Below are 13,742 nucleotides of genomic sequence, written 5' to 3' on the forward strand. Positions count from 1 at the left end.
GAAGAACGAGCATATCACCTTGCTAGTGTAGATACAGCTGAGGATTATGCTAGGGGAGTAAGATTGCATTGGGGGATTGAAAGTACCCATTGGAGCCTAGATGTAACATTTAGAGAAGATGCCAATAAAACAAGGACAGGGAATGCTCCACAAAATTTTGCATTATTAAAAAGACTGACCCTGAATATGGTAAAAAAAGATGCAAAAAAGCACCCTAAAAAAAGTCTAAAGAGAAGAAGGTTTATAGCTTCTCTGCATGAGGACTACCTTGAGTATATATTTTCAATTAACTTCGGGAAACTACAGTAGATTCTAATAAGATACTGGGTATATCCTTAGCCGGACTACCTGGTTAACACGAGTACAAAAACACACTTAGGGAAATTCTCGGAATATTTATTACCAATTCTTACTACTACCGGGATACATTTCATGACAAACCAAGGCCTACCACAATACAAATGCTGCAATGGCATTTTTAAAAAATTCTCTTTTGAGGATTTTGGAATAAAATGTATTCATGCTTTTGCCGTGCTACTAAACATGTTTAATAGTAACACAAATAAAGCTATCGAAGAATTTATAAGATACCACAAAGAATATAGTAATGAAGATTTCTTAGATATTTATGAAACAAGGAAAATTAGAAATAGTGAAGCGATATCAATAATTAAAGATTTATGCAATGTAGATCAATCTACAGACATTCAAAACCTTGATAAAGATGTTAGAGATAAGCATTTAATAGAACTAAAAAATAGAGGTCTATCGACAAGACAAATAGCTAGGCTTACAGGGATAGGAAGAAGTATAGTTATGAAATTATAGGTGGTAAGCGATATAAACCAACCACAAGAACCGTCCCTGCGGGTTCTCCCTGCAGTTTCTCTGCGAGAACCGTCCCTATGGTTTCTATATGATTGTAGTAGATCGCTTGCAACTGAGGAGCCAAATCGATTCCAAAATGCTTAATATGAACATTGATAATAGGATGTATGTTGAAGCTAGAAATAAGAAAACATTTTTAGAAGCACTTGCATCAGATACACGGCTAGTGATTGTAAATCTACAAAAATTTGGTTCAGTGCGGGAAATGTTAGATGATGAAGTAATGGGAAAATTAGCTAAGCTGCGTATTGTATTTCTAATCGATGAAATTCATCGTTCAAATAGCGGAGATCGACATGAAGAAATGATAACTATTTTTGATGAATTACAAGCACCCTTTGATAACAACTCCCACTATGCTAAAACCAAGAGAAAGAAGAATCTCATTATCGGTTTTACTGCTACGCCAGATGATCATACACTTGCCCGTTTTGGTGAATTTAGTGGTTATGCAGAAAGTGAAAAATATGGATATCAGTTCTACTTTGGATGGGACTGATATTCTACTTTTCATCCAAACCTGCAGTTCAGTCGAAGGAGCTCAGTGGCAATGTAACGGAAATTGTGGTACAGACTGTACAGAGGGTAGCCCCTAACAGGGCTGCTGAGTTAGATATAGGAAGGTTACATCATTTGATAAGAAAAAATGCTCATTTCTTTTCCTATTTAGTTCTTGGTGTATTAGTGCTAAATGCCTTAAGGAGAAGTGGTGTGTATGGGTCTAAGGGAATTATGATAGCTTTTTTAATCTGTGTCCTTTATGCTATATCAGATGAGTTCCATCAAACCTTTGTACCTGGCAGGAGTGGTGAGATTCGTGATGTTATTATTGATAGTGCTGGTGCGACTGTTGGGGTTTTAGGGTATTTAGGTATGAGTAGAGTGTGGAGAATGGGAGAAAAAGAAATCATATTTAGCTTGTCATGGGCAAACATAATAGCTATTGGTGGTGTTCTAGTAACTTTATCTTTAGGAATCTATAATACTTTACAACACCGCCTAACTATCAATAAGACAAAATATATTGATACAATAACAATGGAGCGTATAAAATGGTTAAAAAAATTAAGGGTAGATATATCTAGATTTTCAGGTTTGACAAGTTTTTGGGTGAAAACTTTAAGCCATTCAGATGGAAAAGAATCTCATGAATTATTAAAAGAAATTGATATTTTAAGAGTTATGATAAAATTGAGATTAAACCCAGCGGAAGAGATTTACCGCTTGCGGGAGCTGAAGCAAAATACCTTAGTAGAAAATGCGGAGCGTGAAGGAAAAAGGCAACGAATTGAGGAAATGACGGAATTCTTAAAAGGACAATCCTACGAACTGGAGGAATATGATGAACAGCTTGTAAGGCGGCTTATTGAGAAGATAACGATATTTGATGATGAAGCTACTGTACAATTTAAGTTGGGTGTTGAGATTAATGTAGAAATATAAGAAATGTATTATAATGACCTGAAAGCCAATTAAGGAATGCTCTCTTGATTGGCTTTTTATCTTATTATAAATGGACCAAACGATTTTATCAAATAGCCAAGGTATTGACAGTCAGTAAATATGTATGCTATATTAAAATAGAATCACGATAACGAAAATCGAAAACGAAAATCAATATAAAAAGGAGAAAATCAATGTCTGAAAAAGTATTAAGAAAATTGTTCTTAGGGTTTATCGGTATCCATATTCTGCATCATGCCAAAAAGGAGCCGATTTATGGACTTTGGATGATTGAGGAGCTTGAGCATCATGGATACACTATTAGTGCGGGTACACTTTATCCGATTTTGAATGGCATGGAGAAGGATGGTCTTCTTGTATCCTCTGAAGAAAACGTAGAAGGGAAAATTAGAAAATACTACAGGACAACATCTCATGGGGACGTAGTTTTAAAGGAAGCAAGGGCAAAAGCCTATGAGCTATTCAAGGAAATGAAGGAGTAGGTGAGGATATGAGAAAATTCGGTCCTCCTAAAGGGAAAGAAACACTGGTCCAGTTTTTGCTCAAATATAAGTTTCAGTTTATTGTTTCATCCGTAGCAGGGATTTTTTATAACACTGTCATCGTATTGGGGCCAATATTTTTAGGAAAATTAATTGATGCTGCAGCTGGAGGCACAACAGAATTAGTATTGCTTTCTGCGCTATATTTCGTCGGCGTGACTTCGTTTTTTCAGTTTGCAAGATTTATTAAACGTTGGTACATGCGCGATCAATTCAATCATGTAGCTTGTGATTTACGTCAGACACTTTTAGACCGAATCCTGGGATACAAGCTTCCTGAATTGGAAAAGGAGACTGTTGGTGATTTGATGTCACGCACAGTGGGTGATATTACTTTGGTGGTCGACACAGTGATGTCAACAATCAATGAGGGATGGGATACTTGGTTGTTGATGCTATCCTATTTTGGAGTACTTTTGTACATGGATTGGAAGATCACTTTGCTGGCATCCCTTTTGGTTCCTGGAACACTGCTGTTGGCACATATGATGAGAAATGTGCTTTATCGGTATTCGCTGAGTTCAAGACAATCAGCATCTATTGCTCACACTGGACTGCAAAGATATCTCTCTGCAATTTCCGTATTGCGGCTTTTTGGTAGGGAAGAGGCAGAAAAATCTACCATCATGGAAGCCTATGAACAGCAGGTTAAGTGGAATATCAAGCAGATTTTATTACAACAATCACTGTTGCCTGTCTATGCACTAATTGCTGGACTTGGCGTTGTCATCGTTATTGGTATGGGCGGAGAAAATGTAAGAACAGGCATGTGGACAGTAGGAACCTTCAATGCTTACATGGTGATGTTTATTGCTTTTTCAGGACGCACAAGGGTGGCGGCAAAGGTGTTCAATCGTTGGCATGGCGCTAAGGCAGCATGGCAACGTATTAAGGAAAAAATGATATTGGATAAGAATGAAAAAATAGCGGACACTGATACTTTTGATTTACGTAATACAGATCAATTGAAGGTATCACACCTTGATTTTTCATATGGCTCAAAAGAGGTCTTAAGAGATATTTGTTTTGAAGTAAAAGCTGGTGAAATCGTTGGTATTACAGGCGCAGTCGGCTCTGGTAAATCCACATTAATCAATGCCTTGTTAGGGCTATATCCATATGAAGGGGATATCCTCATTAATTCAAGACAATTGAGTGATATAGCTGATTCACAAAGAAACAATATGATTGGTTATTCAGGACACGAGCAGTTTCTATTTTCTATGAATATTGAAGAAAATATTATTTTCGGTCTGGAGTATAAAAACCCGGAACTGAAAGATACCCTGACAACAGCAGCCTTAGTAGAAGATATAGAGCGGTTTGATGATGGACTAAAGACCGGTGTCGGAGAAAAAGGACTAAAGGTATCAGGTGGGCAACGTCAACGTATATCAATGGCAAGAGCTATCTACAAAAAGCCAGCCATTCTTTTGTTAGACGACCCCTTCTCGGCACTCGACATTGCGACAGAACAAAGGGTAATCAAACGATTAAAGGAGGATTTTAAGGATCAGATCGTCATCTTATCCAGTCATCGCCTGAGCGCATTTGAAAACGTTGATAAGATTATAGTACTAGAAAAGGGATCTATCCTCGAAGCAGGTACACACAATCAATTGATGAGCAGGCGTGGACTCTATTATGAGATCTACCAAGCCCAGAAATTCATGAAGGAGGGAAGTGCACATGAATAAAGAAAATCAAAACCATCATTTTCTTAAAAGTGCCATGAAAACAGTTTTTAAACATAGACCAATGTTCTTTCTTCTCCTTTTTGGAACAGTGGGTATTGGAGCGATTGCAAATGTGTGGCCGTCACTTATATTAAGACAAATCGTTGATGGCCCGTTGACAACTGGAGAAGGTGCTATATGGAAAATGGCATTCACTTATTTGGCTGCAGTGTTGGTCATTGGGATATTAGATTTCATCAGAGAAATCAGCGCCACAGTGATCGGTCAAGGGGTACTTCTTGATATTAGAAAACAAATGCTTGAGCATTTACAGAAGTTACCGATGAAGTATTATTTACGGGTACCTGTTGGAGAAACACTTTCCAAATTTACTGCCGATCTAGATGCAGTCAACACTTTGTTCTCGGCAGGGCTTGTGAGTGCTATGGCAGATATCCTTAAGATTCTAGGGATTTTTGTAGCACTATTTGCACTTTCAAAGCCAACTGGATGGATAGCATTAGGGGCTTTACCGATTATATTTTTCCTATCGAATTTTTTTCGAAAGAATATATTTGTGAAGCAGAAAGAAGTGCGAAAGAAGGTCTCAGATATCAATACAACGATTCAAGAGGTTTACTCTGGTCTTAAGATTGTAAAAACCTTTGGCAAGGAGGATTTATTTTCAAAGCGATTTGAGGAAAAGCTTGAAGCTCACCGTTTGGCTATGAATGGAAATAGTATCTACGATGCTTGGTTCCCTTGTATTATGCAAATTGTCAGAGCCAGTGTTATAGCACTTGCATTGGTTGTTGGTGCATCAAATAATGGAACAACCTTTGCTTTGGGGCTTTCTATTGGTACTTTAGCAGCCATAGCTGATTTATTTGTCCGTATGTTTGAACCGGTTGAGGCTATTGCCTCAGAGATTCAAACTATTCAACAGGCATTCGCCGGGATTGATCGAGTTAAGGGCTTCTTTTCCGAAATAGTAGAAGATAAACATAGTGATGAAACCGAAAACGTCATACACATGGATCCAACAGTCAAGAGCGATATTATTCTGAATCATGTGGTTTTCGAATATACAGATGGTAAAAAGGTCATCAATAAAGCCACTTTTACAATTAAGGAAGGTAGTAAGGTTGCTATTGCAGGAAGAACCGGATCTGGAAAGACGACGATTTTATCGCTGATTGCAGGTCTATATCCCGCAACTAGCGGTACGATCACTATTGGAGGAGCCAATCCTTTTTTGCTACCTGCTAGTGAAAGACGAAAATACATGGGTATAGTGCCACAAAATGTCCAACTTTTTAATGGATCGATCTTGGATAATATCACATTAAAGGACACTGATATAACAAGAGAAGATGCCTGGATTGCTTTAGAGACTGTAAGGCTTGGTGAAACAGTTCGTGAACTGGAGAAAGGGATCGATACAGTCATAGGCGAGGGAGAAGTTCAGCTTTCATTTGGACAAATGCAGCTACTGTCCTTAGCTAGAGCGATAGTCATCAATCCCCCTATCCTTTTATTGGATGAATTGACATCTGGTTTAGATGCGTTAACAGAAAAGGTGCTATTGAATGCTATTCGACAAGTCAGTTCAAACCGCACAATTATTACGATTAGTCATAGAATATCAGGAATTATTGATGCCGATACAGTACACATCATGGATGCAGGAAAAGTCGTAGAAAGTGGCACGCCGGAAGAACTTTCCAAAATGGATGGGTGGTTTGCGATCTATAAACGTCTTGAAGAGCGAGGATGGAAAGTCGGCTAGAAAGATAGGTAAATAAGGAGGAAAAGATATTGGAAAATATCAAATGGCGTACTTTTCTTAAAGATGTATTAATCTGTTCTTTAGGAGCATATGGAGGACCTGAAGCGCATTATGGTGTTTTTACAGATCAATTGGTTGTAAAGAAAAAGTATTTAACTGAAGAGGAATTGGTTGAACTAATTGCTTTAACAGGCATTTTACCGGGTCCAAGTAGCACTCAGACTATTGTTGCCATTGGGCATAAAATGGGAGGACCATGGTTGGCTTTTCTAACTATGTTGGTGTGGGCTTTACCAGTACTTACATTGATGACGTTATTATCGTTTTTAAGCCAATTCTTAGGAAGTATGAATATATCTCAGGATGGACTTCGTTATATTGGTCCAATGGCTGTGGGATTTATTATTGTAGCAGCTTATCGCATAGGGAGAAAAGTAGTAACAGACAAGATTACTTTATTGCTATTACTACTGGGAGGCATAACCACTTACTTTATTCGTGAACCATGGATCTATCCGTTAGTTCTAATTTTAGGTGGAGTGGTGAGTATTATTACCTCAAAGGAAAAGAATCTTTGGAACCATGTAAAATTAAGCCCACCTTGGAAATTCCTTATTGCCTTTGGAGTCTTTGCAGTTGGAAGCCTTCTATTAACTTTTATTTGGGATAACCGAATTATTCATCTATTTGAAAGTTTTTATCGGTATGGTTACTTGGTTATTGGAGGTGGGCAAGTAGTAGTACCCCTAATGTATAGTGAGTTAGTAGAAGTGAATCAATATATGACAAATCAAGAGTTTTTAACTGGTTTTGGTCTTGTACAAGGATTACCTGGGCCTATGTTTAGCTTCAGTGCATATGCAGGCGGAATGGCAGCCCGTGGAGAGAGTATATTAACCCAAGTGCTAGGCGCTGTTACAGGGGGAATAGCAATATTTTTACCCGGTCTTCTTTTGATTTACTTTATATATCCAATATGGGAAAATCTAAAGAAAATTAAAGGAATAAAAGTTTCTTTAAAGGGTATAACTGCGGTTGCTGGTGGGCTAATTACTGTTGCTGCAATCATCCTAATGCAAAAGAGTGGGTTTGTATTTGACAATGTTATTGTTATGCTTACAACGGTTGTGATTTTAATAACGAAAAAAATACCAGCACCCCTAATCGTGGTAGCTGCTTTAGCTGCAGGCTTTATTTTGTAATTTGGAATTAAACTATATGACTTCATAACACTTAAAAATAAAAAACCTTTATAAGTTGGGAGCCAAAGTAATAGTAAATTGGCAACTTTGACTCCAAATTACTTAGCATAATATTTTTAGTTTTTAATCTTGCCGTATTCCTTCAGCCAATTAAGCAAGTCTGTGTCGTTTGTCTATGATGGAACTGAAGGTTGTTCAATATTGTGGGCTTTTTCAAGAGCAATTCTTTTCATTTCGGTATTAGCACGAGCATAAACCTCCGTTGTACTAATATCCACATGTTCAAGAATGTCTCTGATATAAACCAGATTAACTCCTGCTTGCAGCAAATGCATGGCTTTTGTATGCCTTAATACATGAGGGGTAACTTTCTCAGGTATCAGAGAAGATTTGATTTTTGCCATTTGCACATATTTGTTTAAAATATAAGATATACCAGCTCGGGTTAATTTTTCTCAATGTTTATTAGGCGATTGTTTTTGAAAGACTATTGAATCTGCCTGTTTAAAGAACTTTGTCAGCTCTTCTTCAGTAAAGATATACGGAACAAAGTTTGTTCTGGTACAGCCAAGCATATCTGTTGAGGGAATATAGACTTCGTAACCGTGCCTTTGCATATAAAGTCCCAACTGCCGGATTGTCCATATCCGTAATTTCTGGTTTTGATGAGTTTCATTCGGAGTTTTTTGCAGCCATTTTTCAACAATATCTTTTGATAAGACTTTTTCACTTAAATCAAAGGATTTTGAAAATGTATTAAACCGCTTAAGAATTCTAGCTTGCAAGTTATACTTTAGTCCAATAGCCCTCTTTTCATTGATGAAATCTTTGATAATGCTACCCAGAATCCCTGAATATTTAAATTCTTTAAGTTGATTTTTCTTACCCAATTTATTTACCTCCGAATTCTGCATCAAGAGCACATTTTCTGAGGAAGTTAATATCTACATGAAGATAATCTTGATTATGTGAAGCTTCACATAAGAGAAGAAATAAGAAAAGAAACCCTTGAAACTAGCGTGGTTATGGTGTTTTCAGGGGTTGTTTTATTTTGAGGGAGAACGAAGGTTGATGGATTTTGGGTGTGTTTTAAAAGAAAGATGTTGACAAGTATATGAATATGAAATACAATTAAAGACAAATACACTCTGTAATTTATCTATTGGAGGAGTTTTTCATGAAATATACAAAAGCTACTAACTATGCATTACACATCATGGCGTTTTTTGTAAAGCAAGATGGGAGAGAAAACTTAAGCCTGCAACCAATTGCTAATCATATGGATATTTCTTCAACCTATCTTTCTAAGATACTAACTCAGTTAGTAAAAGCTGACCTAATCCAATCTGCACCTGGGGTGAATGGAGGATATAGTTTAAGGAAACCCAAAGATGAGATTTCATTTTTTGATGTTATACAGGCTATTGAAGGAAGTGGAGCATTATTTACTTGCGAGATGAGTGATCAAGGTGATTGTAGTCTGGAAAAAGTCATGAGAGCAGCTGAAAATCATATGTTAACTTATTTAAAAGAGAAAAAACTCTATGAAGTAGTAGCTGAAAATATGATAGGCGATACTTGTAAGAAGTAATTAGAAGTATTACTATAGCTTTTTTTATCCTAATAATAGATAAATAAAGTCTGCAATATATATGATTAATATGGAGGTTTTAAAATGCAAAAAAATCAAATTAACTTTCAACAAACAAAGAAATTTATGAACAAAATTGACTTTCTAGATGGAGTTCAAAGAAAAGAATTTCTCCCACCTGAAGAGATACTTAGTAGACTATCCATAAATAAGTCCGATAGCATTTTGGATGTTGGAGCCGGCTCAGGATTCTTGACGATTCCAGTAGCGAAGATGGTGAATGAAACTGTCTTTGCATTGGATATAGACCAACGGATGTTAAAGGTGATTCAGGCAAAAGCAAAAGATAGGAATATAGAAAACATTAAATTATTGCACGGAAATATTGATAATATTCCTTTGCCGGCAGAAAGTATAGATATAGTGCTTGCTTCCCTTATCTTACATGAGGTGAGACCATTGCCAGAGGTAATCAATCAAATAGGTGGTGTATTGAAGATAGGTGGACATCTTCTGTGCTTAGAGTATGAAAAAGATGAGAGATTTGTACAAGATCCACCTATGAATATTCGAATAAAATCTTCTGAGTTGGAAGAAGAATTAACTAAAGCAGGATTCAATGTTGTACGAAAGCAATTTACACAAGAGTCCATATACATCATAGTAGCTAAAAAGAAGGAGGCCTAAAAAATGAAAACAGAAAATGAACAATTAGGCACAATGTCTGTAGGAAAACTTCTTTTTAAATTTTCGCTTCCTGCTATTGGAGGTATGTTAGTTAACTCCCTTTATAATCTTGTTGATAGAATTTTTATCGGTAGATTAGGCGCACTTGCCATGACGGGAATAGGTCTTAGTTTGCCTTTTATGGCGTTAATTTCAGCAGTCAGTTCACTGATAGGTATTGGTGCTTCTGCTATCATTTCAATGCGGCTAGGTCAGAATCGAAATGAAGATGCAAAAAGAGTAATTGGAAATGCCGTTTCCCTACTTACCGTCCTTATGATTATAGTCAGTTTTGTTGGCTTGATATTCAAGATACCAATTCTAAACATCTTTGGAGCTAGTAAAGCAACTATTGATTATGCATCTGAATATATCACTATAATACTATATGGAACAGTATTTCAAGGTATAGGGATGGGCTTGATTAACATCATAAGAGCGGAAGGAAGCCCCTTCAAAGCGATGGTCATCATCGTTTTAGGTACAGTTATAAACATTATACTTGATCCAATTTTCATATTTACATTTAATATGGGTATTGCAGGAGCGGCATGGGCAACAATTATTTCTCAACTAGTTACTTCTGTTTTGGTAATTAACCACTTTATAAGCAAAAAAAGCAAGTTGAAGATTCAGAAAAAAGACTTAAACTTTAATTTTACAGCTATCAAGGACATTCTTAGTATTGGGTTTTCGCCATTCATTATGCAGCTTGCAGCTGTTCTTGTGAGTATTATTTTAAATAATTCTCTCAGAGAATACGGTGGTGATGTTGCTATTGGTGCAATGACTGTTATTAACTCAGTTATGGTACTATTCTTGATGTCGGCCATGGGGATAACTCAAGGGGCACAACCCATAATTGGGTATAATTATGGTGCTGGGAAATTTGGTCGTGTCAAGAAAACTCTACAATTGGAATTGATTTCGATATCAGCTATCTGTATTTTAACTTTTATTATGGTTCAGTTTTTTCCAGATTCGCTTGCACGGATTTTTAGTAATGATCAAGATTTGATTGGTGTGTCTAGCAATGGTATGCGAATATTCTTAATGATGCTTCCACTTGTTGGTGCTCAAATTGTTGGAGCAAGTTATTTTCAAGCAATCGGGGAGGCAAAAAAAGCTACTATTCTTGGTCTATTGAGACAGGTACTACTGCTAATACCTATGCTTCTTATTCTGCCTAATTTCTTTGGGCTTACAGGTGTTTGGGCAGCAGGACCGGTTTCAGATTTTGTATCTTGTACAATAGCTATTTTAGTCCTTGCGAGAGAAATGAAGCAACTTGGTAGAAAGAAGCTAATATTAGCCACAAATTAATTAGAAATTATCTAATATGAGAAATAAATGAGCTAGTACTAAATAATGAGTCTATACAGAAGAGAAGAGAAAAAGAAAATAATGATAGGATTTTAAAAGATAATATTCTAAAGGCTTATAAATTTAAAGGACGCAACAAAGGTGCCCGACAAATTAAAATGACATTATTGGGACAATTTAACATTTCGATCGGCTTTTATTATTTGGATAAAAGTTAGTACTATATAGTAACCACTGACTATAGTTAAGTATACAAAAGGAGAAGAGGGTTTTATACAAAAGTTTATGTTTGCAATTAATCAAAGAGGATAACTAGGAACCTAATATCTTTAATGGAAATTCCATATAATTATCTATGTTTGCAAAAGTCTATTAAGTATGTTATTATATTAATGATTTAAAATGAATGGAGGCTTGCTTAAAAATGTGTGGAATATTTAGATCTCGATTTTATACTTTATGTAACTAATTGAATAGTGCTTAAAGGATCTACCTATGTGTAGAGTAATCGGGATTGGTCTGCTTATTTTTAAGAAAACCTTATTAACGATGATTAAATTTATATAAGACGTTAAAAAGGAGGGACAAATCTACCCTCTTTTTGTATGTCTAAAAATAGAATTATAATCAATTAGAAATTTCACCATTATAATATCAGTAGGGCTAAAACTATGAGTATTTTTGCAGGCTTGTCTAGCTGCAGATTTTTAAGTCTTAGTAAGTATGTATCTGTATAAAGAATAATGGTAGTGTTTTTTTGCCTATTGAAAAATTCTATTGAAAAGTTTTCTTGAAATGACCATATATATAATATCTAAGAATAACTTGTTTCTATAAGAATTACAAGGTGTTTCTATTTTGTCGTATATTATCCGTTTATTCAAAGCACAGGTAGCCAACCTGTGTTTTTTTTATTGGATAAAAAAAGAAAGTAAGAAAGAGGAGGAACACATATGTATTATATTTTCATATAATCCTTCCTGTTGAAATCACAGGACTTTCTCTGGGAAAAGATCAATAAAAGGCATGGGATTAGGAGGAATAAAAATGGCATTATTAATAAAAGCAATAGACATTTGTGTAGAATATTCAGGACGCGATATATTAGAAATTGATAAATTAGAATTATATAGTTATGACAGAATTGGTTTAGTAGGAGGAAATGGAGCAGGGAAAAGTACGTTACTGAAAGTGCTTTTAGGAGAATTAACGCTGTCAGTAAGTAAAATCAAACGCTTGGGAGAATTTGCCTATATCCCTCAACTAGATAATGCAATGTTGCAGGAGCACAAAGATTTTGCGCTGATGGATAAAATGGGCGTTAATGAATTAGATGTAGAGGAAATGAGTGGTGGTGAAGAAACAAGATTTAAAATAGCTCAGACCCTCTCGGAAGAAGTGCATGGTATTTTTGCAGATGAACCTACCAGCCATTTAGACCGTGAAGGAATTGACTTTCTAATTGGACAGTTAAAGTATTTTCCAGGGGCACTGCTAGTGATTAGCCATGACCGTTATTTTCTAGATGAGGTAGTAGATAAGATATGGGAGTTGAAGGATGGAAAGATCACGGAGTATTGGGGGAACTATTCCGATTATCTTCGTCAAAAAGAGGAAGAACGTAAAGCTCTTGCTACAAAGTACGAAAAATTTGTTGCGGAACGTGAACGATTAGAGAAGTCTGCTGAGGAGAAGCGAAAGCAGGCACAAAAAATAGATCAAAAATCCAAAGGTGCTGCTAGAAAAAACAGTTCTGAAGGTGGTGAACGTCTGGGACATCAGAAATCTGTTGGAAGTAAACAAAAGAAGATGTACAATGCCGCTAAATCAATTGAGCATAAGATTGAGGCCCTTGGAGATGTGGAAGCGCCGGAAAATAGTCAAAGGATCTATTTTCGTCAGAGTGCAGCACTTCAACTTCATAATCCCTATCCGATTATTGCAACTGAAATAACGAAACGTTTTGGTGATAAGGTGTTATTTGAAGATGCATCCTTTAATATTCCACTTGGGGCTAAAGTAGCGTTAACTGGTGGTAATGGAACAGGAAAAACCACTTTAATTGAAATGATTTTAAACCGTGAAGAGGGAATTAATATCTCCCCTAAGGCTGAAATCGGATATTTTGCTCAAAATGCTTATAAGTATAATCTTAATCAAAATGTCATGGAATTTATGCAGCAGAACTGCGATTATAACGTATCTGAAATTCGTTCAGGGTTGGCGTCAATGGGTTTTAAACAGAATGACATTAGCAAAAAACTAACTACTTTAAGCGGAGGTGAGATGATCAAATTGAAGCTAGCCCAAATGTTACTAGGTAAGTATAATATCTTACTAATGGACGAACCAAGCAACTATTTGGACCTGATGAGCTTAGAGGCTTTAGAGATATTGATGAAAAAATATGCTGGTACAATTATATTTATCAGTCATGATAAAAGGCTAGTTGATAATGTTGCTAATGTGATTTATGAAATTAAGAACCAAAAAATTGTACAAATAAAATAACAAGTAGGGACCCTTACAGTTTTAAGATAG

General features: G+C 36.0%; 12 protein-coding genes and 2 pseudogenes. 12 read left to right on the forward strand and 2 right to left on the reverse strand.

The annotated features are described in order from the left end of the window. The 8 genes and pseudogenes from CHB72_RS26865 to chrA all read left to right on the forward strand — a co-directional run. Positions 1 to 309, forward strand: a pseudogene (locus tag CHB72_RS26865) (ISAs1 family transposase); the annotation flags it as partial. 123 nt (positions 310 to 432) lie between these two features. After that, positions 433 to 828, forward strand: a complete 396-nt coding sequence (locus tag CHB72_RS22790) for a hypothetical protein (protein WP_089285177.1) — start codon at positions 433 to 435, stop codon at positions 826 to 828. A gap of 88 nt (positions 829 to 916) precedes the next feature. Then, entirely contained in the window at positions 917 to 1,387 is a 471-nt protein-coding gene (locus tag CHB72_RS22795; protein ID WP_278277896.1) for a DEAD/DEAH box helicase family protein, read from the forward strand. After that, a complete protein-coding gene (locus CHB72_RS28045) occupies positions 1,378 to 2,331 on the forward strand; it encodes a VanZ family protein (RefSeq protein WP_330397116.1) in 954 nt (317 codons plus the stop codon). Before CHB72_RS22795 ends, CHB72_RS28045 begins: the two co-directional genes overlap by 10 nt. A gap of 194 nt (positions 2,332 to 2,525) precedes the next feature. Beyond that, a complete protein-coding gene (locus CHB72_RS22810; RefSeq protein ID WP_089285178.1) occupies positions 2,526 to 2,834 on the forward strand; it encodes a PadR family transcriptional regulator in 309 nt (102 codons plus the stop codon). 8 nt (positions 2,835 to 2,842) lie between these two features. After that, positions 2,843 to 4,591 (forward strand): ABC transporter ATP-binding protein, encoded by a 1,749-nt coding sequence (locus CHB72_RS22815; RefSeq protein WP_089285179.1) that lies wholly within the window; start codon positions 2,843 to 2,845, stop codon positions 4,589 to 4,591. Next, positions 4,584 to 6,359 carry an ABC transporter ATP-binding protein gene (locus CHB72_RS22820; protein WP_089285180.1) on the forward strand — a complete coding sequence of 592 codons (1,776 nt, stop codon included), beginning with the start codon at positions 4,584 to 4,586 and terminating at the stop codon, positions 6,357 to 6,359. The genes CHB72_RS22815 and CHB72_RS22820 overlap by 8 nt, the downstream gene beginning before the upstream one ends. Positions 6,360 to 6,388: 29 nt before the next feature. Further along, positions 6,389 to 7,561, forward strand: coding sequence for a chromate efflux transporter (gene chrA / locus CHB72_RS22825; protein ID WP_089285181.1), 1,173 nt, complete (start codon positions 6,389 to 6,391; stop codon positions 7,559 to 7,561). Between the two features lie 173 nt (positions 7,562 to 7,734). On the opposite strand, the pseudogene CHB72_RS27565 reads toward chrA, so the two are convergent. Beyond that, positions 7,735 to 8,001, reverse strand: a pseudogene (locus CHB72_RS27565) (tyrosine-type recombinase/integrase); the annotation flags it as partial. A gap of 15 nt (positions 8,002 to 8,016) precedes the next feature. Further along, positions 8,017 to 8,451 (reverse strand): hypothetical protein, encoded by a 435-nt coding sequence (locus CHB72_RS27570; RefSeq protein WP_089285183.1) that lies wholly within the window; start codon positions 8,449 to 8,451, stop codon positions 8,017 to 8,019. A gap of 287 nt (positions 8,452 to 8,738) precedes the next feature. On the opposite strand from CHB72_RS27570, the gene CHB72_RS22840 reads away from it, so the two are divergent. The 4 genes from CHB72_RS22840 to CHB72_RS22855 all read left to right on the forward strand — a co-directional run bounded on the left by CHB72_RS22840 (position 8,739) and on the right by CHB72_RS22855 (position 13,712). Continuing rightward, the gene (locus CHB72_RS22840; protein WP_089285184.1) at positions 8,739 to 9,152 is read left to right on the forward strand and encodes an RrF2 family transcriptional regulator; all 414 of its coding nucleotides are present in this window, start codon (positions 8,739 to 8,741) and stop codon (positions 9,150 to 9,152) included. Positions 9,153 to 9,236: 84 nt separating this feature from the next. Beyond that, positions 9,237 to 9,839, forward strand: coding sequence for a class I SAM-dependent methyltransferase (locus tag CHB72_RS22845; RefSeq protein WP_089285185.1), 603 nt, complete (start codon positions 9,237 to 9,239; stop codon positions 9,837 to 9,839). Between the two features lie 3 nt (positions 9,840 to 9,842). Then, positions 9,843 to 11,201, forward strand: a complete 1,359-nt coding sequence (locus CHB72_RS22850) for an MATE family efflux transporter (protein ID WP_089285186.1) — start codon at positions 9,843 to 9,845, stop codon at positions 11,199 to 11,201. Positions 11,202 to 12,248: 1,047 nt separating this feature from the next. Beyond that, positions 12,249 to 13,712: an Msr family ABC-F type ribosomal protection protein gene (locus CHB72_RS22855; protein WP_089285187.1), complete on the forward strand. Its 1,464-nt coding sequence runs from the start codon at positions 12,249 to 12,251 to the stop codon at positions 13,710 to 13,712. The last annotated feature ends 30 nt before the right edge of the window (positions 13,713 to 13,742 follow it).

Source organism: Anaerovirgula multivorans, from assembly GCF_900188145.1.
In the GTDB taxonomy this organism is placed as follows: domain Bacteria; phylum Bacillota; class Clostridia; order Peptostreptococcales; family Natronincolaceae; genus Anaerovirgula; species Anaerovirgula multivorans.

What these genes read in the sequence shown, in the direction of transcription:
- CHB72_RS22790 (WP_089285177.1), top strand. Translation starts at nt 433, where the DNA reads ATGACAAACCAAGGCCTACCACAATACAAATGCTGCAATGGCATTTTT.
- CHB72_RS22795 (WP_278277896.1), top strand. Translation starts at nt 917, where the DNA reads ATGATTGTAGTAGATCGCTTGCAACTGAGGAGCCAAATCGATTCCAAA.
- CHB72_RS28045 (WP_330397116.1), top strand. Translation starts at nt 1,378, where the DNA reads ATGGGACTGATATTCTACTTTTCATCCAAACCTGCAGTTCAGTCGAAG.
- CHB72_RS22810 (WP_089285178.1), top strand. Translation starts at nt 2,526, where the DNA reads ATGTCTGAAAAAGTATTAAGAAAATTGTTCTTAGGGTTTATCGGTATC.
- CHB72_RS22815 (WP_089285179.1), top strand. Translation starts at nt 2,843, where the DNA reads ATGAGAAAATTCGGTCCTCCTAAAGGGAAAGAAACACTGGTCCAGTTT.
- CHB72_RS22820 (WP_089285180.1), top strand. Translation starts at nt 4,584, where the DNA reads ATGAATAAAGAAAATCAAAACCATCATTTTCTTAAAAGTGCCATGAAA.
- CHB72_RS22840 (WP_089285184.1), top strand. Translation starts at nt 8,739, where the DNA reads ATGAAATATACAAAAGCTACTAACTATGCATTACACATCATGGCGTTT.
- CHB72_RS22845 (WP_089285185.1), top strand. Translation starts at nt 9,237, where the DNA reads ATGCAAAAAAATCAAATTAACTTTCAACAAACAAAGAAATTTATGAAC.
- CHB72_RS22850 (WP_089285186.1), top strand. Translation starts at nt 9,843, where the DNA reads ATGAAAACAGAAAATGAACAATTAGGCACAATGTCTGTAGGAAAACTT.
- CHB72_RS22855 (WP_089285187.1), top strand. Translation starts at nt 12,249, where the DNA reads ATGGCATTATTAATAAAAGCAATAGACATTTGTGTAGAATATTCAGGA.